Annotated in this window: 13 protein-coding genes, 22 tRNA genes and 1 rRNA gene; 31 read left to right on the plus strand and 5 right to left on the minus strand. The window is 41.1% G+C overall.

Annotated features, from left to right (window positions below):
* Window positions 1-138 precede the first annotated feature (138 nt).
* The 23 genes from rrf (at window position 139) to LG336_RS10310 (ending at window position 2,733) form a co-directional block, all read left to right on the plus strand.
* Window positions 139-254: ribosomal RNA gene (rrf, locus tag LG336_RS10200) — 5S ribosomal RNA — on the plus strand.
* Window positions 255-290: 36 nt separating this feature from the next.
* Window positions 291-365, plus strand: a tRNA-Glu gene (locus tag LG336_RS10205).
* Between the two features lie 70 nt (window positions 366-435).
* Window positions 436-511, plus strand: a tRNA-Val gene (locus LG336_RS10210).
* 37 nt (window positions 512-548) lie between these two features.
* A tRNA-Thr gene (locus LG336_RS10215) sits at window positions 549-624 on the plus strand.
* 31 nt (window positions 625-655) lie between these two features.
* Window positions 656-728: transfer RNA gene (locus LG336_RS10220), tRNA-Lys, on the plus strand.
* A gap of 38 nt (window positions 729-766) precedes the next feature.
* Window positions 767-851: transfer RNA gene (locus LG336_RS10225), tRNA-Leu, on the plus strand.
* Window positions 852-887: 36 nt separating this feature from the next.
* Window positions 888-964, plus strand: a tRNA-Arg gene (locus tag LG336_RS10230).
* 6 nt (window positions 965-970) lie between these two features.
* Window positions 971-1,047: transfer RNA gene (locus tag LG336_RS10235), tRNA-Pro, on the plus strand.
* A 27-nt stretch (window positions 1,048-1,074) separates the two neighbouring features.
* Window positions 1,075-1,147, plus strand: a tRNA-Ala gene (locus LG336_RS10240).
* Window positions 1,148-1,172: 25 nt separating this feature from the next.
* Window positions 1,173-1,246: transfer RNA gene (locus LG336_RS10245), tRNA-Ile, on the plus strand.
* Window positions 1,247-1,253: 7 nt separating this feature from the next.
* Window positions 1,254-1,346: transfer RNA gene (locus tag LG336_RS10250), tRNA-Ser, on the plus strand.
* Between the two features lie 172 nt (window positions 1,347-1,518).
* Window positions 1,519-1,595: transfer RNA gene (locus tag LG336_RS10255), tRNA-Met, on the plus strand.
* 29 nt (window positions 1,596-1,624) lie between these two features.
* A tRNA-Asp gene (locus tag LG336_RS10260) sits at window positions 1,625-1,701 on the plus strand.
* Window positions 1,702-1,761: 60 nt separating this feature from the next.
* Window positions 1,762-1,834, plus strand: a tRNA-Phe gene (locus LG336_RS10265).
* A gap of 9 nt (window positions 1,835-1,843) precedes the next feature.
* Window positions 1,844-1,927 (plus strand) — tRNA-Tyr (locus LG336_RS10270).
* 26 nt (window positions 1,928-1,953) lie between these two features.
* Window positions 1,954-2,027 (plus strand) — tRNA-Trp (locus tag LG336_RS10275).
* A gap of 8 nt (window positions 2,028-2,035) precedes the next feature.
* Window positions 2,036-2,111 (plus strand) — tRNA-His (locus LG336_RS10280).
* Between the two features lie 41 nt (window positions 2,112-2,152).
* Window positions 2,153-2,227 (plus strand) — tRNA-Gln (locus LG336_RS10285).
* A gap of 10 nt (window positions 2,228-2,237) precedes the next feature.
* Window positions 2,238-2,309: transfer RNA gene (locus LG336_RS10290), tRNA-Cys, on the plus strand.
* A 4-nt stretch (window positions 2,310-2,313) separates the two neighbouring features.
* Window positions 2,314-2,395 (plus strand) — tRNA-Leu (locus LG336_RS10295).
* A gap of 12 nt (window positions 2,396-2,407) precedes the next feature.
* Window positions 2,408-2,481: transfer RNA gene (locus LG336_RS10300), tRNA-Gly, on the plus strand.
* A 35-nt stretch (window positions 2,482-2,516) separates the two neighbouring features.
* Window positions 2,517-2,590, plus strand: a tRNA-Ile gene (locus LG336_RS10305).
* A 69-nt stretch (window positions 2,591-2,659) separates the two neighbouring features.
* Window positions 2,660-2,733, plus strand: a tRNA-Arg gene (locus LG336_RS10310).
* A gap of 110 nt (window positions 2,734-2,843) precedes the next feature.
* Here LG336_RS10310 and LG336_RS10315 read toward each other — a convergent pair.
* Entirely contained in the window at window positions 2,844-4,427 is a 1,584-nt protein-coding gene (locus LG336_RS10315; protein WP_404332461.1) for a glutathione ABC transporter substrate-binding protein, read from the minus strand.
* 363 nt (window positions 4,428-4,790) lie between these two features.
* Here LG336_RS10315 and nikC point away from each other — a divergent pair, with 363 nt between their 5' ends.
* From nikC to LG336_RS10335, 4 genes are read left to right on the plus strand one after another with little or no spacing between them, the layout of a single operon-like run.
* On the plus strand, window positions 4,791-5,690 hold the full coding sequence (nikC, locus tag LG336_RS10320) for a nickel transporter permease (protein ID WP_404332462.1): 900 nt from the start codon (window positions 4,791-4,793) through the stop codon (window positions 5,688-5,690).
* A 19-nt stretch (window positions 5,691-5,709) separates the two neighbouring features.
* A complete protein-coding gene (locus tag LG336_RS10325; protein ID WP_404332463.1) occupies window positions 5,710-6,633 on the plus strand; it encodes an ABC transporter permease in 924 nt (307 codons plus the stop codon).
* A gap of 8 nt (window positions 6,634-6,641) precedes the next feature.
* Window positions 6,642-7,661, plus strand: coding sequence for an ABC transporter ATP-binding protein (locus LG336_RS10330; protein ID WP_404332464.1), 1,020 nt, complete (start codon window positions 6,642-6,644; stop codon window positions 7,659-7,661).
* A complete protein-coding gene (locus LG336_RS10335; protein ID WP_404332465.1) occupies window positions 7,658-8,662 on the plus strand; it encodes an ABC transporter ATP-binding protein in 1,005 nt (334 codons plus the stop codon). The genes LG336_RS10330 and LG336_RS10335 overlap by 4 nt, the downstream gene beginning before the upstream one ends.
* A 264-nt stretch (window positions 8,663-8,926) precedes the next feature.
* Here the strand turns inward: LG336_RS10335 and LG336_RS10340 are convergent, their stop codons facing one another.
* Together LG336_RS10340 and LG336_RS10345 are read right to left on the minus strand one after the other, a co-directional pair.
* Window positions 8,927-10,135, minus strand: coding sequence for an MFS transporter (locus LG336_RS10340; RefSeq protein ID WP_404332466.1), 1,209 nt, complete (start codon window positions 10,133-10,135; stop codon window positions 8,927-8,929).
* Window positions 10,136-10,343: 208 nt separating this feature from the next.
* Window positions 10,344-10,808 (minus strand): hypothetical protein, encoded by a 465-nt coding sequence (locus LG336_RS10345; protein ID WP_404332467.1) that lies wholly within the window; start codon window positions 10,806-10,808, stop codon window positions 10,344-10,346.
* Between the two features lie 206 nt (window positions 10,809-11,014).
* Here LG336_RS10345 and LG336_RS10350 point away from each other — a divergent pair, with 206 nt between their 5' ends.
* The 3 genes from LG336_RS10350 to LG336_RS10360 all read left to right on the plus strand — a co-directional run bounded on the left by LG336_RS10350 (window position 11,015) and on the right by LG336_RS10360 (window position 14,024).
* A complete protein-coding gene (locus LG336_RS10350; protein WP_404332468.1) occupies window positions 11,015-13,042 on the plus strand; it encodes an ABC transporter permease subunit in 2,028 nt (675 codons plus the stop codon).
* A gap of 72 nt (window positions 13,043-13,114) precedes the next feature.
* Window positions 13,115-13,393, plus strand: coding sequence for a hypothetical protein (locus tag LG336_RS10355; protein ID WP_404332469.1), 279 nt, complete (start codon window positions 13,115-13,117; stop codon window positions 13,391-13,393).
* A 106-nt stretch (window positions 13,394-13,499) separates the two neighbouring features.
* Window positions 13,500-14,024 carry an ankyrin repeat domain-containing protein gene (locus tag LG336_RS10360; protein WP_404332470.1) on the plus strand — a complete coding sequence of 175 codons (525 nt, stop codon included), beginning with the start codon at window positions 13,500-13,502 and terminating at the stop codon, window positions 14,022-14,024.
* An 87-nt stretch (window positions 14,025-14,111) separates the two neighbouring features.
* Here the strand turns inward: LG336_RS10360 and LG336_RS10365 are convergent, their stop codons facing one another.
* On the minus strand, window positions 14,112-14,492 hold the full coding sequence (locus LG336_RS10365; RefSeq protein WP_404332471.1) for a VOC family protein: 381 nt from the start codon (window positions 14,490-14,492) through the stop codon (window positions 14,112-14,114).
* A gap of 178 nt (window positions 14,493-14,670) precedes the next feature.
* Here LG336_RS10365 and LG336_RS10370 point away from each other — a divergent pair, with 178 nt between their 5' ends.
* Entirely contained in the window at window positions 14,671-15,585 is a 915-nt protein-coding gene (locus LG336_RS10370) for a LysR family transcriptional regulator (RefSeq protein ID WP_404332472.1), read from the plus strand.
* Between the two features lie 105 nt (window positions 15,586-15,690).
* Here LG336_RS10370 and LG336_RS10375 read toward each other — a convergent pair whose 3' ends face one another.
* The gene (locus tag LG336_RS10375; protein WP_404332473.1) at window positions 15,691-19,047 is read right to left on the minus strand and encodes a gamma-glutamyltransferase; all 3,357 of its coding nucleotides are present in this window, start codon (window positions 19,045-19,047) and stop codon (window positions 15,691-15,693) included.
* Window positions 19,048-19,219 lie beyond the last annotated feature (172 nt).

Raw genomic sequence — 19,219 nt, forward strand, 5'->3', positions numbered from 1 at the left:
TGGATCGAAACGGCCGAGGAGTTAGGAGCCGTAGCTAGACAACGATACTTGTTTTACCATTTACTTCTTACACATTATCTAGTTTTGAGGGAACAAAGATTTTTGCGTCAGCACAATATCTATCCTTTAATTAAATAGTCTGGTGGCGATAGCGAGAAGGTCACACCCGTTCCCATGCCGAACACGGAAGTTAAGCTTCTCAGCGCCGATGGTAGTTGGGGGTTTCCCCCTGTGAGAGTAGGACGTTGCCAGGCTAGCCTGAAAAGGCTCATAGATTTATAAATTAATATGGCCCCTTGGTCAAGCGGTTAAGACACCGCCCTTTCACGGCGGTAACACGGGTTCGAATCCCGTAGGGGTCACCATAGTTTTTTCTCGATAGAGAAAATAACTTTCCATATTATTAAACAAGTTAAAACCATTTATCTTATTTTCGGAGGATTAGCTCAGCTGGGAGAGCATCTGCCTTACAAGCAGAGGGTCGGCGGTTCGATCCCGTCATCCTCCACCATGATTTTTTCACTAAGTGAAAATAATCATCAAGACTTGCCGGCCTAGCTCAATTGGTAGAGCAACTGACTTGTAATCAGTAGGTTGGGGGTTCAAGTCCTCTGGCCGGCACCACTTTCAATAAGTTTTTTATCTTTAACATTTAGAGCCATTAGCTCAGTTGGTAGAGCATCTGACTTTTAATCAGAGGGTCGAAGGTTCGAGTCCTTCATGGCTCATAAGTTTTTTCTCTCCCGGGAATAAAACTTTAAATATAGCGGGTGTGGCGGAATTGGCAGACGCACTAGACTTAGGATCTAGCGCCGCAAGGCGTGGGGGTTCGACTCCCTTCACCCGCACCAAAATTTTTTGCGCTAGCAAAATAACTTACCTTAATTGCGCCCGTAGCTCAATTGGATAGAGCGTTTGACTACGGATCAAAAGGTTAGGGGTTCGACTCCTCTCGGGCGCGCCATTATAACGGGAAGTAGCTCAGCTTGGTAGAGCACTTGGTTTGGGACCAAGGGGTCGCAGGTTCGAATCCTGTCTTCCCGACCATCGTTAAGTTTCATAACTTAATACCATGGGGCCTTAGCTCAGCTGGGAGAGCGCCTGCTTTGCACGCAGGAGGTCAGCGGTTCGATCCCGCTAGGCTCCATTTTATATAAACAAAAAAATTTACTGGACCCTTAGCTCAGCTGGTTAGAGCAGACGGCTCATAACCGTCCGGTCGTAGGTTCGAGTCCTACAGGGTCCATTAATGCGGAGGAATACCCAAGTCCGGCTGAAGGGATCGGTCTTGAAAACCGACAGGCGGGTCAAACCGCGCAGGGGTTCGAATCCCCTTTCCTCCTCCATTTGATTTTTATTGAATACATTATCGCGGGGTGGAGCAACGAGCGTTACTTCATCGAATATTCTGCGAGTTGTACCGATTGAACCGCATCTTGAATAGGGTTTCTGAAATCGGGACAGTCGTTGCTCACTATGAGCATAGTAAATAGTAAAAATAATTTTATATACTATTATCGCGGGGTGGAGCAGTCCGGTAGCTCGTCGGGCTCATAACCCGAAGGTCGCAGGTTCAAATCCTGCCCCCGCAACCAATTCATTTTTTGTAAGATTTTTATCATTTGGTCCGGTAGTTCAGTTGGTTAGAATGCCTGCCTGTCACGCAGGAGGTCGCGGGTTCGAGTCCCGTCCGGACCGCCATTTACATAATAATACACCAGTAGATTCCTACTGTTGATATAGATTATGATATTGTAGTGTGGCTCAGTAGCTCAGTCGGTAGAGCAATGGACTGAAAATCCATGTGTCGGCGGTTCGATTCCGTCCTGAGCCACTTTTATACGGAGGGGTAGCGAAGTGGCTAAACGCGGCGGACTGTAAATCCGCTCCTTCGGGTTCGGCGGTTCGAATCCGTCCCCCTCCACCAGTGTTTTAACAGATTATGTTTATTATAGGGGTATAGTTTAAAGGTAGAACAGAGGTCTCCAAAACCTCCAGTGTGGGTTCGATTCCTACTACCCCTGCCAATATTATGGCGGTCGTGGCGAAGTGGTTAACGCATCGGATTGTGGTTCCGACACTCGTGGGTTCGATTCCCATCGATCGCCCCATTTTTTATCACATTTTTAGGATTGTTTGAATAGGTTATTAATGGGCTATAGCCAAGCGGTAAGGCAACGGACTTTGACTCCGTCATTCGTAGGTTCGAATCCTGCTAGCCCAGCCATTTTTACTATGGCGGCATAGCCAAGTGGTAAGGCAAAGGTCTGCAAAACCTTTATTCACCGGTTCGAATCCGGTTGCCGCCTTTATGCCGGTGTGGCGGAATTGGCAGACGCGCACGACTCAAAATCGTGTTCCGTAAGGAGTGTCGGTTCGACCCCGACCACCGGTACTTAAGATGAACGCGGGTGTAGTTTACTGGTAAAACCTCAGCCTTCCAAGCTGATGTAGTGGGTTCGATTCCCATCACCCGCTCCAAAGACGAAAAGCTTGGAGCCAAAGCTAGACGATAGGGGCCTATAGCTCAGCTGGTTAGAGCGCACGCCTGATAAGCGTGAGGTCGGTGGTTCGAGTCCACTTAGGCCCATTATAGTTTATATACGTTGGAAATACTTCCAATGTTCGAGTTTAACCTTGATACATAATCTTTTAATTAGCGCCTTTAGCTCAGCTGGATAGAGCAACGGCCTTCTAAGCCGTGGGTCAGAGGTTCGAATCCTCTAAGGCGCGTACAAAACCTAATCCTTACTATGGATTAGGTTTTTTTTATAGAATGATAAAAAAGGAGAGACATAAGAAACCCCATTTCAAATCGATGAAATGGGGTTTCTATGACTATATTATTCTGTTAATGTTACATTCTGGAAGAACGGTGTTCCGCTGAAGTTCACGAACAATCCATCAATTCCATTCATACCATGTACAAAGTCAGGATGCTGTAAGTAAATCATTGGTGCTTCGTCAATTAAAATCTGTGATACTTCTGCATATGCAGCATTACGCTCATCTTGGTCAGTAGAGGTACGACCTTTATCTAGTAATTCATCGACTTTATCATTGCTATAGAAAGCGCGGTTTCCTGGGCTTCCATGCATTGAAGAATGGAAAAGGGCATATAGACCGTAGTCCGCATCTCCAGTCACTGTTGTCCAACCAAGAACAAACATTTCATGTTCGCCGGCTGCTGTTTTCTCTAGGAACGCACCCCATTCGATGATTTCAATCGATACATCAATACCAATTTGCGCCAATTGTGCTTGAACTAATTCAGCGATATCGGAACGCTCTTTGCTTCCTTCATTTACATAAATTGATGTTTCGAAACCGTCTGGGAACCCTGCTTCAGCTAGCAACGCTTTCGCAGCCTCTACATCGAATTCAAGTGCCTTTAAGTCTTGAGAGTTTCCTACGACAGTTGGTGCAAGTGGACCTACAGCAGCAACCCCTTGACCATCAAGAATTCCTTCTACGATGTCGTTTTTATTGATAGCCATACCAATTGCTTGACGTACCTTTTCGTTGTCAAAAGGCTTTTTATTTAAATTGAAACCGACATAGTCCATACGTGTACCTTCCACACGATCAAGTTCAATTCCGTCCATCGATTCTACTTGTTTAACATCTGAAGAACCTAGTAGCATAACATGTGCTTCTCCTGTTTCAAGCATTGCTACACGTGTAGCTTGTTCTGGAATAACTTTGAATACAATTGAATCAACCTTGGCTTTTTCGCCCCAATAGTCATCATTCTTTACGAACTTAATTTCTGCCCCGCGGTTCCATGTATCATATTTAAATGGACCTGTACCAACTGGATTTTCATCCACTTTCTTGCCACCATTATTCTCTTCTTCAATCGCTGATGGCGCAATGATTGAACCTGCATTATGAGCTAAATGAGCTGGAAGTGGAGCAAAAGGCTCTGCCGTTTTCATTTCCACGGTGTGATCATCTACGATGTTTACTTCCGTAATCATGTTTAATACAACTGCACGTGGAGAGGCAAAATCAGGATCGAGAATTCGCTCAAGGCTCATTTTTACCGCTTCTGCTGTAAAATCAGACCCATCATGGAATTTAACCCCCTGACGAAGTTTGAACTCCCAAGTGGTATCATCAACAGGATTAAATTCCTCCGCTAGTGAAGGGACAACAGAACCATCTGGTGCAAATTCTGTTAAACGTTCAAAGATTTGCGATGTAGCATTTGTAGTCGCTGTGTCATTCATTCCGTGAGGATCCAAAGTAGGAGCGTCAGAAGGTGTTACGAATACTAGTTCTCCGCCTCCTTGTGCTGTTGGAGTTTCTTCATTGTCCTCTCCTGTATTTTCTTCTTCAGTAGAAGTGTTGTTCCCACTACATGCCGCTAAAGTAAGCATAAAAGCTAGCATTAGCATGAGGAAAACATTCTTTTTTGCTTTCATAACAAAACCCCCTTGTTTTTCTAAAGTATGGTCATGCCCACATGTACAAATTAATATTATTCCCAATATTACGAAATATTAACATGTTTTGCGGATCTTTTTCATATTTCATCACTTTTTAGCAGTAAAGCGATATAGTATGCGTTTTGCTAAGATAATAAATAGTAGAGAAAATAAATATGAGATCCTACTATGCAAGCGGTTTTAGTTACGAGAAATTATGAATATCGAAATCAAATATAATAATAGATAACAATCAAACTATTGTAATATTTCTGTAAAATATCGGTATTATATAACAAGCTGTGAATGTTAAGAGTAGGAAGTAGTTTACTAATGAAAAGGAAGGACGGGGAGTAGGGGATGAGTCAACCTCAGTTAAATCCAACAAATGTTCCTGTTAGGACATCTGTCAGCAACAGAGACGTTCCTTGGAAAAGGTTTCTCAGGAATTTGTCTAAAAATAAAGCTGCGGTGGCAGGGGCTATAATCGTTTTCATATTTGCCATAATAGCCATATTTGCTCCATATATTGCACCTCAAGATCCACTACATATGGAAATTACCAATAAATTAGAATCTCCTTCTGCTGGGCATTGGTTAGGGACCGATGATAAAGGACGGGATATTTTAAGTAGGATTATATATGGTTCGAGAATCTCGTTAACCGTTGGGGTGCTATCAACGCTATTAGGGGCGACAATTGGAATCGTCCTTGGCATTGTCGCCGGGTATTATGGGAGATGGGTAGACTCGTTGTTAATGAGAGTTTGCGATGTACTGCTTGCCTTTCCTGGAATCTTACTTGCGTTAGCAATCGTAAGTGTTCTTGGAGCTAGTACGACGAATGTCATTATTGCTGTCGCCTTTTTTGCTGTTCCAACGTTTGCGAGAATTGTACGGGGTTCAACCTTAAGTGTGAAAAAGTTGGAATACATCGATGCCATTCGTGCGATGGGTGCGTCTGACTTTAGAATTATTTTTAAGCATATTCTCCCTAATATTCTGTCACCTATTATTGTCCAAGCAACGCTTTATATTGCTTCTGCGATTATTACGGCCTCTGCTCTTTCCTTTCTCGGCATGGGTACACAACCACCAGATCCAGAATGGGGAACGATGTTGAGCCAAGGACGATCGTATATTCGCCAAGCGCCACATATTACGTTATTCCCAGGCCTAGTCATTCTAATGGTGGTCATCGGCTTTAATTTATTCGGTGATGGATTGCGCGATGCCTTAGATCCAAAGTCAAAAAAATAGCGAGGGAGAGGTGAGCCGAATGTTGGTATTCATTCTAAGAAGACTATTTCAAACAATTCCAGTCATGATCGGGGTTACATTAGCTGTATTTTTAATGATGCACCTTATCCCAGGTGATCCGGCAAAAATTATGGCTGGAGAAAATGCGAATCCGGAACAAGTCGAACAAATGCGAGAAAATTTAGGACTGAATGACCCGCTTTATACTCAGTATTTCCGTTATATCGGGAATGCCGTTCAAGGGGATTTGGGGACATCAATCAGGACCTCTCGTCCAGTAACCGAAGAAATTTTTAATTCCCGGTTTGCGATTACCGTGCAATTAGCGTTAATTGGTACTGCTGCAGCTGTACTACTCGGTTTAGTGGCAGGTATTATTTCAGCAACAAGAAAATATTCTTTTGCAGATGTTGGCATTATGCTGGTGGCCTTATTTGGTCTTTCAATGCCTAATTTTTGGCTAGGAATCATGTTGATTTATCTTTTTTCTGTTAATCTCGGAATGCTTCCTGTTGCAGGCTGGGGAACGTGGGAGCATATGATTCTTCCTGCAATCACCTTGGGTACAGCGGGTGCAGCGATTATTGCAAGGATGACTCGGTCAAGTATGTTGGAGGTCATCAATCAAGATTATGTCCGTACGGCTTACGCAAAGGGTGTAAGTGACCGAGTCGTTATTTATAAGCACGCTCTCCGCAATGCTTTAGTACCTGTTGTAACTGTTGTCGGTCTACAGTTTGGGGGGTTACTAGGAGGAGCGGTCATAACAGAAACAGTCTTCGCCATTAATGGGTTAGGGCGATTAATTATTGACTCCATCCGTGCACATGATTTTCCAATGGTCCAAGGAACGATTTTAGTATGTGCGGTTTTGTTTGTATTTGTCAATTTCCTTGTTGATATTACATACCGCCTCATTAATAAGCGAATTGACTTGAACTAAGGACGGTGATGAAGGTGAATTTAAATAAAGAAAACATTCTTAAAGTAAACAACTTACGGACCTCCTTTTTCACTGATGAAGGGGAAGTAAAGGCAGTCGATGGGGTGGATTTTACAATAGAAAAAGGAAAGACCCTTGGAATCGTTGGTGAATCTGGGTCTGGTAAAAGCATTACCTCGTTGTCGATTCTCCGGTTAATCGAAGAGACCACTGGAAGAATTGTCGATGGAGAAATCCTTTTTAAAGGGGAAAATCTGCTCGATAAGACGAAAAAGCAAATGATGAATATTCGAGGCAATCATATCTCGATGATTTTCCAGGAGCCAATGACATCCTTGAATCCAACTTTGACCTGTGGAGAGCAGATAGCTGAGTCTATCCGCATCCATCAAAAGCTTAAAAAGAAAGCAGCCTGGGAAAAAGCGATTGAGATGCTTCGTTTAGTTGGAATTCCCTCACCAGAAAAGCGCGTAAAACAATATCCATTCGAATTATCCGGGGGAATGCGACAGCGTGTGATGATTGCTATCGCACTGGCCTGTAATCCTGAGTTGCTGATTGCGGATGAACCGACTACGGCACTAGACGTTACCATTCAAGCACAAATCCTCGATTTAATTAAAAAATTACAAGAGGAATTAGGGACTTCACTTATGATTATTACCCATGATTTAGGGGTGGTAGCCGAAATGTGTGATGATGTTGCGGTGATGTACTGTGGAAAGGTTGTTGAGTATGCAGATGTTAAGACTTTATTTAAAAATCCAAAACATCCGTATACGGTGGGTTTATTGAATTCCGTTCCAAAGCATGACGAGGACCATGAAGGGGATTTGGCTGTTATCCCTGGTTCGGTTCCAAGTCCATTTGAATTACCAGTAGGATGCAGATTTGCGCCAAGATGTTCCCATGCTCGAAACATTTGTCGTACGGAGCTTCCAGAATTACTGGACATGGAGGATGGAGGTCAAGTTCGTTGTTGGATTCATAGTGAGAAATGGGAAGAACAGGAGGTGCGTCAGCCATGAGCACAAATTCCTTACTAGAAGTAAAAAATCTCAAACAATATTTCCCGATAAAGGGTGGAGTTTTTGGTCGGACCATCAATCATGTTAAAGCAGTGGATGATATTAGCTTTTCAATTAAAGAAGGAGAAACGGTTAGTATTGTAGGCGAATCCGGTTGTGGAAAGTCAACGACAGGAAGAGCAATTCTGCGCCTAGATGAACCATTTGCTGGAGAAGTTTTATTTGAAGGAATAGACTTGCTAGGTTTAAGTAAAAAAGAAATGAGAAACAAACGTCAGGATTTACAAATCATCTTTCAAGATCCTTATGCCTCATTAAATCCGAGACAAACGGTGAGTCAAATTTTAGAAGAAGCGATGGCCATTCAGGATATTGTTCCAAAAAAAGAGCGACGCAAAAAAATTGAAGAACTCCTTCAAACGGTAGGAATTGGTGGTCATCAAATGGATCGCTATCCTCATCAATTTAGTGGTGGTCAGCGACAACGAGTAGGGATTGCCCGAGCCTTGTCAGTGAATCCAAAGCTAATTATATGTGATGAAGCGGTATCTGCTTTGGACGTTTCGATTCAGGCACAGGTTCTCAATCTATTAAAAGATTTACAACGTAAATTTCAATTAACCTACTTGTTTATTTCTCATGACCTAGGTGTGGTCCGTCATATTTCAGATAGAATCATTGTGATGTATCTAGGGAAAATCGTCGAAATTGCGGATAAAAAGTCCCTATTCGAAAATCCACAGCATCCTTATACGTATGCGTTATTATCAGCGATTCCTAGTACAAATATCGAGGAGAAGAGAGAAAGGATTATCTTGAAAGGGGACGTTCCATCACCAATTAATCCTCCACCAGGTTGTCGCTTCCACACGCGATGTCCATATGCCTTCGACCGCTGTCGAACCGAAGAACCGAAACTTCATAGGATTGACGGTGGGCAACAAGCCGCTTGTCATTTAGTTGAAGATGGGCGGATACAACTTTCAGAGCTTCCTTCGTAGTGATTCTCTAGTAACATTGGGGTTTTCACGTATTGAGGAAAAGCTTATAGAATTTGCCCGTAAAACCACGTGGGCTTGCCCCGTGGAGTAAGTCAGAAAAGATAGTTATGGATGCTTGCCATTTATAGTTAGTTATAAAGTGACTAAAAGCAAAGATGAGACACAGGGACAGGTCCCTTGTCCCAGTGAGACACGGGGACAGGTCCCTTGTCCCAGTTAAACTCGCAAAAACAACTAAAAAGCACGGAGCCTTTTTCTCGCTTCCTACATGGAAGCAGAAGAATGTTCTCTGTGCTTTTCTTTGTAATCTCGTACGAAAATAATCGCAAGCCCTACGCCTAGTAAGCATAAGTTAAAACTGATCACCCCAACCCAGTGCAAACTCTCCCAAAAATATCCCCCGACCGAGCCAACAAGAGAGGTGCCTAAGTAATAAAAGAGCAAGTACAAAGAAGAAGCTTGGGCCTTATTTATCCCGGCCAGCTCAGTCACTAGAGCACTAACGATTGAATGACTAGCAAAGAAACCAAAGGTGAAAATAGAAAGTCCAATTATTTTGAAAATAACACCCGGGAAAAGGGTGAGGAGCGTCCCGAAAATGGTAATCGCAAAAGAGAGTTTCAAAATAAATGGCTCTCCATATACGCTCGCCTTTTTGCCCATATAAATAGAACTAAAGGTTCCACACAAATATACAATAAATACAAACCCAATGATTGTTTGACTTAGATTATAAGGAGGTTGCGTAAGTAAAAATCCAATATAGTTATAGATGGAGACAAAGCTACCCATCAACAAAAATCCTAGTATAAAAAGGGGAGTTAACCTCCTATTTGTTAAATGCATTTTATAAGCACCCCATATAGCGCCCCAACTCAATTTCTTTGTTTTATGAGGTTGCGAGGCTGGAAGGGTATACATAAAGACCAAACTTAACATTAAGGTGAGAATCCCAATTGAAGCAATTGCGATTCTCCAATTGAAAAAGTCTGTCAAAATTCCAGTTAATATTCGGCCCGACATCCCGCCAATACTGGATCCTGCTATGTAAAACCCCATGATCATCGAAGTGTGTAGGGGATTAAACGTTCTTCCAATAAAGGCCATCGCAATGGACGGCACACCTGCAACAAATACGCCTAAAAGTGTCCTGAACAATAGTAGGGTATAGAAGTTGGGGCTTAAGGTTGACAAGACTCCTAAAATGGATGTGAGAATCATAGACAAAACCATGATTTTTTTCATCCCAATATAATCTGAGATGGTTCCTGCTGCTAGTAAGGTGAAGGCAAGCAAGCCAGTGGTCATCGATAAAGACAAACTAGCTACTGGTGCTGAGACGTTAAACTCCTCAGCTAGTAAAGGCATCGTTGGTTGTGTCGTATAAATGGAGATAAAGGGGACTAAACCCGCAATAAATAAAGCAATCCTCGCTCGTTTGTAATCGGTCGTCCCAGGTTCAATATAGGTCATAGAATTCCTCTTTTCGCTTCCCATCTATCCTCCATACTAAAACTAGTTCCCTTTTTTGTCTAATCATGAAAATCGCAAAAGGATAGGTTGTTCCCAATTAACAGTGTGTCGGAGATTGTGTATGTAGAATCTGGCCAGTAATGAAACCATGTAAAAAAAGACCGACACTTACCATTAGATGGTAGCGTCAGTCTTTCTCATGTTTTTGCTAGATTGTTCGTCCTTTTTTCTTTGCATCCTCATCCAACCCGATGCCAATGGCAATTCCTATGCTGAACCCAAACGATATTGCAAGTGCTAGGTTGTCTAAGAGAAGTAGGCCTAAGACAACACCTAAACTTAAACCTAGAGACATATACATACTTAGGTTCGAACCATATATCACTAATTTATGTTCCTTTTGCAAATGCGAAATGAAGTTTGACATTGTATTATAATGCTCTCTAAAATCAGACTTCTGGAAGGGTTGATCCTTTTCTCTTAACTGGTTAAGATGGTCTTCAAATGCAATCAATAATTGGTTGCATGCCTCACAATCTCGAGAAAAGGAGTCTAATTTTTTCAGCACACGCTCCCCTTTGTCTAAATCTAGTTTTTGGGAAACCTTTGGCTCAAGGCTAGATTTTAGTACGAGAAGTTCTTCAAGTATTTTTTCGGATTGTACGTTATTCATAATAATCATACCCCCAATAAATAAATCGATTTGCACCCACTGTTCTGTCACTTAATCTTAACTTAATTTAAATACGGATTAGCTAACGAGAAGGTTTCGATTACACTTTTCCTAGGGGATTATTTAAAAAACTCTCCAAAACTAGTATTATTTGGTATTATGGGATTACATATTTTTCAACTATTCTGAATGAACAGGGTGTAACAATGAAAATAGTTAAGTTAATAGTCTTCTATTTATTGGGAATCGTGGCAATTCTCTGCGTGAGTGTCTTTCCACAGTATTTTTCAACAAGGGGAATGCCGGATACTACAGGGTATTTTCAGCAACTTTTCTCGTTCCTAGTGGAATTCTTAAATCCGAACCAATGGCTTTACACTGTCTTTGGTTCAAAAGGGGAGTTTCCGATTTTTGAGGTTCTGTGGGAACCCTTTATTTATTCGATGCAAATTTTACTCGGTGCGTTGGGCTTAGGTTTCTTCTTTGCATTTTGGCTTGCATTAGGAGCCACTTTCTTGCCTAAAATTGTGCTCAATCTGGTAAAACGCGTATTAGATTTCCTTGAATCAGTTCCAGACCTTATTATTGCTGCGCTTCTACAAATGCTAGCCATCTATCTTCTTAAAGTAAGTGGCATCCATGTTTTTCGCGTAGCTAGTTATACCGAAAAAGTCTACTTTGCGCCAATCCTTACCTTATCAATATTGCCAATGGTGTCGATGTTCAAGATTTTACTCCTTATGATCGAGGAAGAACTATTAAAGGTTTATGTGGTTTTTCTTAAAAGTAAAGGAATTTCTGCCTTCGGTATCCTAATGAAACATGTATTAAAAAATATCATGCCAATATCGTTTCATCATATGAAATTAATTATCTGGGGAGCGCTTTCTAGTCAGTTTATTATCGAACGGATTTTTAATATTCATGGTCTGACATATTACTTGTTAGAGAGCTTTACTCCTATGACAATTGCTTTCACTCTTATCCTAATCTTTACACCTTTTTATTTCTTCTTCCAACTCTTTGAGCTCTGGCTAAAAGAGGAGAACGCTCTTATCCATCGACTTAGTGGAAAAGGCACATGGAAGAAATGGAAGTTTCAAAGGGTGAAATCGTTAGTTTCTATTATAAAAGAGTGGAAAATACCGAGTATAAGACCGTGGGCTACAGCGGTATCTATTACACGCCTATTTGCTCAGCATATGAAAAACTGGAAATTTGCACTAGGATGCTTATTTTTCATCATCACCATAAGCTATAGCTTGATTTATTCAGGTACGACAGACAATCATGTCAATCAGGTTAGACTCTTATATGAGGAAGATGGGGTTACGCTAATTGGTAAGGCACCATTTCCACCACCTGAACCTTTTTTATTTGGTTCAGACAGTCTAGGGTTTAGTATCTTTGATCAATTGGTGATAGGGGCAAAATACACATTATTCTTTGCATTACTAATTGCATTTTTACGTGTATTTACTGGTCTATTATTTGGAACCATTTATGCTTTTCGCTTAAAACCACACACGCAACTGTGGGTAGGAAGGATGGTCGACTCCATTCACTTCCTGCCATTAAGTTTAATTGCTTATATTTTGCTAGCACCAATTTTACTGCCGACTATGCAGGGCTTTTCCTACGCGTTTACAGAGAGGATACTATTAGAAATACTTATCTTAACTATTTTGGTTGTTCCGCTGACTACTGTTTTACTAGGAAAGGAGATAAAGGTGGTTCTTGAAAACGAGTTCATTTCGAGCGCAAAGGTTTTAGGGGGAAACGGATTTCACATTTTTTGGCGACATGTTTTCCCACATATCGGCCCTCGTTTAACCATTTTATTTGGACAGCAGTTTATTCAAGTCCTTTTAGTTTTTATCCACTTAGGTGTTTTCAATTTCTTTTTTGGCGGGACACTTATGACCTTTGGAATGGATGCTGACCCGCCAAGATCGATGACATATGAGTGGTCCGGTCTAATCGGTCAAATTGGTCGAACAGGTCTAGCATCAGGAAGGTACTGGTATTTATGGACAATGGTAGCCTTTATGGTCTCTATTTTTGCCATGCAGTTCATCATCCAAGGAGTCAAAGAAGTTCAACAGATGAAAGTAGGAGTTTTATATAAACTCCCGAAAAAGAAAAAAAGACACCATAAGTGTCGAGATACAAGTTCTACCAATCAAGTACAACACATCACAAAGGATCGTTTTATTAGGAAAAAAAGTTCATAATAAGGTAAGTAGTTCCGTTTCGGTGGAGGTACATATGAAATAGCATACTCATTAACAATATGGAGGTAAGACATGGAAAATGAAAAATGTGACATGATTCACACTAATGGTGTTAAAGAAAAGGCACTAGAAGTGATTGATGGATATACGATAAAGTACCATGCAAACGGAAAAACAATATGGTCAAAGGGAAAAATAATTGAAAATCAGCCTGACGGCTATTGGGAATGGTATCGTACCAATGGAACTATAAAGCGTTCAGGCTATTTTGAGATGGGTGAGCCTGTTGGTGAATGGGTCACCTATGATAGCAAAGGTGAAAAATACAAAACCACCCAGCGTAAGAATTAATTTAAGGGTAGCTTCTGCCATCTGGCATTGATTGAAAGTTGGAGTCGCATCAAATGTGTCTTTGTGGAAATTAAAAGAATGTCTATTGAGAAGAGAGATGATCATAATGAATGAAGAAGTAATGGTGAAGAAGTTTTTTCAAGCCGCAGAAAGTAATGATATTCGCACATTAAAGGATTTACTTCAGATAACGCCAAGTTTAGCAAATACAGAAAATGAAGAGGGGCTAACTCCACTAGCTTATGCCGCACACTTTGGTCAACAAGAGGCAGTCGAGCTGCTGTTAGCGTTTGGGGCTAATGTGAATGCGGTTTCTCATTCGAAAGTAAGCTATATACCTTCGAATACCGCATTGCATGCGGCCTTAGCGAGGGAGAGGGACCTGGGTGTGATTAAAACACTTTTAGAACACAAGGCACAACCAAATATATTTGACAGCAACGGACACACCTGTCTCCATACAGCCGCATTCCATGAAGATAATACCGATCTTATTCATCTATTAATGGAATATGGCGCCTCTGTCACTGCGAAAGTAGAAGGAGGGAAGACAGCTTTAGAATTAGCAGAAGCACAAGGAAATGTGAAGATTGCCGAGCAATTACAAGGCTACATTATAAAACACCAATAAGAGGGTGAAAAGGCAAGCATAGACATTATATTCGCTAGCTTGCCTTGGTGTATTCGTTTCGATTTCAATTCCGTTCAGCCACCGAAGTCATATATTATGATTCATTTCGATTAAATTTCCCTCAGGGTCTTTGAAGTGTACGACTCGAATTCCCCAGTCTATTCTGTCATGAGGCTCATTAATAAAGTGTACTCTCGATTTTAACTCTTCATATTTTTGATCTACATTTGCTACTCTGAAAATTAACATTGCCTGAAACATGTTTTGCTCTAAGTCAGGCAAACTCTCGCCAATATCCTCAAGCATTTGCTGCTTTTCAAAAATAGCAAGCTGTGTAGCACCGACAGTAAATTGCGCATAGTTGGTAGAATCGTCTCCCCACGTACAAGGGAACTTTAATACTTCGCGATAAAATTCATAACATTCTTTATAGTTTTTTACTAATAATCTTGTATGTGTCAATTCCATTTAGATTCATCCTTTCAGCTGCCTTTAGACCAATTAATTTTTCGTTTCTACATCGTTAATTCTATAAAAATTAGAAGCTTCCTTTTGATTTGATCCTGATTATCCAGAAATACTGGTACTTTCGTAAAATTCACAAAATATAGTATTATTATCATACATATATCAAAGGAGGTACCATGTGAATTATTTATCTCTGTACTATTTTTTGGAAATTGCGAATTCGCTCAACTTTAGCCAAGCTGCAAAGAACTTACATATTTCGCAACCAGGTTTGAGTCAGCAGATAACTGCTTTAGAAAAGGTATTAGAGGTAAAGCTTTTTAGTCGAACCACTCGGAAAGTATCTCTTACGGAAGAAGGCGAGTATTTATATAAAAGTTTGCTTCCATCCTTTCAAAACATTGAGAACACAGTAAATGAACTAAAAAATTTAGGTGCTGCCCCACAAACAACTTTAAAAATTGCTACCGTCCCCTCAGCAGCTAGTCATTTAGTTCCTACTCTAATAAAGGAATTGAAAGCCGAAATTCCCAAAATTGATTTTTTCATTAAAGAGACGACATCCGTAAACGCAACGGAGCTTGTCAATAAAGGGGAATACCATTTAGCGTTTATTCGAACTCCAAATGATATAAGACAAACGATACAGGAACCGCTAAAATCAATGGAATTTCAAAGTTATCCCATTCAAGTAGCTATTTCCAAAACCCATCCTTGTGCTGAGAAACAGTCTGTTCATTTACAAGAATTCATGAATGAGACTTTCCTTCATTATGATCCTGAGCATTCTCCTTCTTTATATGTTTTACTTGAACATGCGTGCTTGACGGCTGGATTTATCCCCAAAACAGTAGGTACTGGGCCGGAATTGTTTACGATGGCAAATCTAATTTCAAATGATGTAGGAATAACTTTGATGCCGGAGGATATGATTTCGCTTTTACATGCTTATAATATTAAAGGAGTGCCTTTAAAAAATATTAACCTATCAAGTTCCCTGTCTGTTGTTTGGAGTGGGATGTATTCAAAAGCAATCGTTGAAAAGGCGGTCAATATTTTGAAGAAATTTCAGACTTTACGGCTAACTAGTTAAATGGCTTACATATGAAAGAGTGTGGCTTAGAAGGGGTAGAATCAAAACCCTTAAACCACACTCTTTTTTAGTTAGTTCACTTATTGAATAAAAGAAATCATTCTTTTACTTCTTGTTCAGTCCTCTCCCAGGTGGATCGAAAGGTGGTCCTGGTTGTTTATTCCCTAAACCTGGAGGAGTTCCACCATGCCCTGGAGGGGTGATTGGAGGATCATTTCCTGGTTTTTCCTTCTCAACGATTGGTTCTAATGATTGGACCATTGCACTTCCACCACCGCGTCGAACTGGTTCTGTTGCCGGACGAACACGGCCATCCTCTAAAAATTCAATCCCAATGGCGGCTCCAATTCCTTGAACCGCCTTAACAGCGTTAAAGCGATGGCCCATTTTTTCTAATTCTGCAATTGTGTCTTTAAGGGATTGATTAGGATACTTTGTTAGGAAAATTTCTTCATAATCAGTCAACCCATTAAAGTTGTTTCGTTGAGAAATTCTAGGCTCTGCAATGGCATCAGATAGTGGCATGCCAAATTCTAAATTATTCAGCATGATTTGCAAAACGGTCGTAATGATGGTGTCACTACCTGGTGCACCTACAGTTAGGACAGGCTTTCCATCCTTCATAACAAGAGTGGGGGACATACTGCTTAGTGAACGCATTCCAGGTCTAGGATAGTTTGGATGAGATGGACTTTGTGTTGGAATCCTTCCATATAGTGCATTGTTTAAAAGGAATCCGTAGCCTGGTACGACCATACCGTTCCCGCCAATCGATACAATGGTTGATGTGTAGCTAACAATATTTCCATCATTATCGGACACGGCTAAATGAATCGTAGACTCGTCAGCTTCAGAGATTTCTTCTTCTGCGGATGTCTCTTCATCTGTTTCGAAAGGATTGATAGACAATTCACCAATCCTAAAGGCATCCTCACCATCTAGCGAACTTTGAGTAAGGCCGTGAAAGCCCATTAACACCTTGCCTGATTTTTCCTCAATGGTTGTTTCTACATCCCATTCATCTGGTTCAGTCGTTCCTTTTTCCCAAAGGCGAGCTTTCATTTGATCGCCTTCCGCTCTCACTTTCAGATACATCCACTCTTCAGACCATTGATGGTCAATAGAAGTAGAGTTTGAACCACTATGAAGAGTAAGCCTATTCTCATTCGTATTAATCTCAGCACCGTAACCGTCACTGACAATTGTACTTCTTGCCGAGCTCCAGTCATCGGCGCGTAACCATAAGCGTAATCTCCGGTTTTGCGTTTCTTTTGGATTCTCAAGTCGGAAGCTCAAGAGCACTTCACCGTTTGTAAAGTCATTCATGATTGGATCTGCTTTTCCGAACGAAGAAGCGTAACTTCCGGGTGGGGCATGAAATCTTACTTCGCCACCATCTTCAGCAATCGTAAAAGTAGCACCTTCTTCCACGAGATTAAATTTGCTAGAATCCCACTGATCATCGAGTTCGCCAGTAAACTCATAAACAAAATTACTAGGATCTTCAGGTTGTTCCGGAGCTTCTGGGATTTCAATTTCACCTAAGTCGGTCACTCTTGCCTCATCAAGGTAGAAGCTTACATTTTTATCTGTTTCAAAGTTGATCGCACTAATGAGTAATCTTCCGTGTTGATCATCTAGACGGTCATCGACGGTTAAACGGTGTGAAACCGACCATTTTTTCGGTTCCGCTTCTCCATCTGAATCATCTTCCGAGTCAGGATTGCCCCATACTTGTGCCGTTAACTCATTTCCTTCCACTTTAAATTGTAGATCATGCCAGTCCTGTGTTAAATCAAAAGAAACCTTTTCAAGTGTTTTAAGACTTGAGTTTTTAGCACGATAAAGGATTAACTCACTTGTTTGAGCGTTAATTTCTACTCCATACCCATTGCTTGGAATCGTACTTCCCGACCTCCAAACATCCGCTTGAAGCCAAAAACGTAATCGTTGGTTATCACCTAGGCTTTCCGTCTTAATACGTATATCTAATTGACTGTTTTCAAGAGCATCCATGTTAGCTGTCGCTCTCCCGTAGGCACTTCCACGCCCATCTTTACGTTCATTCACTTTTAATTGTCCACTATTATTTACTAAACTAAACTCTGCATCATATGGACTACTTTGAGGTCCAGTATCTAATCGGTGGAATTTAGTGCTATCCCATGTATCGCCATCATTTCCTATGAAATTATAGGAAAAAGCATAGGGGCCTTCGGTTGGCGGTTCTGGTCGTTTATCTGGATTTTCTTCATAAGGCCACGGGTTTCCAGGAGCAATTTGTCCAATTGTTGCTTGGTCGTCCTGAATATTATATCGTCTTTCCGCGGCATATCCTTTTGACAGTAGCCCATTTACTGGAACTAGTGTAAAGTCAGGGTCCCCAATATATTGACGGCGGTCAGCAAAGGCATAGCGAGAAGCTTCTAAATAATAATGAAACGCCTGTGTTCTTGGCATATTACTAAGTTCATACGCTTCTAGAATATTTAACGTTTCCGCAATGGTAATCCCACCACTTGAGGAAGGGGGAACACCATATACTTCATAATCCCGATAGGTTGTTTTGGTAGGCTCTCTTGTAATTACCTCATAGTTTTTAAGGTCCTCTAAAGTTATAGCGCCTGGAACGACACCAAATTCTGAACTCCATTGGCTATTCACGCTCGAATAGTCAGGGTTATCAACTATTGGAGGCGTATTAACGGTTTCAACAATCGCTTCTGCAATCTCTCCTTCATAAAAGACGCTGCTACCATGTTTAGCAATAAGGCGGTAGGTATGTGCCATGTCGGGGTTCTTTACAATCGAACCAGCTGTAGGCACCTGACCATTCTCGTCCAAGAATACCTTTTTCGTAGATTCAAAGAGTTTAAAGCGATTGGCGTTTTCAGTCGTTTCGCGAACAAAATTGCTGTCGGCCACAAATCCATTTTCAGCAACCTTAATCGCAGGCTGGAGCACTTCTTTTAAGGTCATGGTGCCATATTTTTCAAGCGCTTCCTCCCATGCCTTCACTGCACCAGGAATAGAAGTAGCCGCTCCACTAGAAATTCGCGTTGCTTCTGGATAAACAAGACCTGTTTCAGGATTGATTAACGCAGTGGGACCAAAGTTTTCCGAGGCGGCTGAGCGATTATCGATGGTTATGTATCGATTTTCCTCTGCAAGATAAATGAGCATCATGCCACCACCACCGAGGCCGCCAGAATAGGGGCGAGTGACGCTTTGGGCAGCAGCTGCTGCAATCGCTGCATCAACCGCATTTCCTCCTTTATCTAAAATCGTCAGTGCAGCTTTTGATGCGTCCGGATCCTCTGTTGCTGCTGCACCTCCATACCCAACAATAGAAGAATCTTGTTCTTTCAAGACTTCCGCAAAGATGGATTGTGGAATGGAGACAGTCAACAACATTGTGAAAATTATCAAACCTATTAAAGTTTTTAACTTTGGTTTAGTCATTATTTCCCTCCCTGTTTTAATGAATATTTAGAATTATTTTATAATTGTAACACTAATTTCTATTTTGTAGTAATAGATGAAACTTATAGTTTAATAAGTTTGCATTATAAATTGCTAGAACGAGTGCAGAGTAGATTGATTCATTAGAAAGGGAAATAGAATAACGCTCCAT

Source organism: Mesobacillus maritimus, assembly GCF_044803185.1.
Classification (GTDB): domain Bacteria; phylum Bacillota; class Bacilli; order Bacillales; family Cytobacillaceae; genus Mesobacillus_B; species Mesobacillus_B maritimus_B.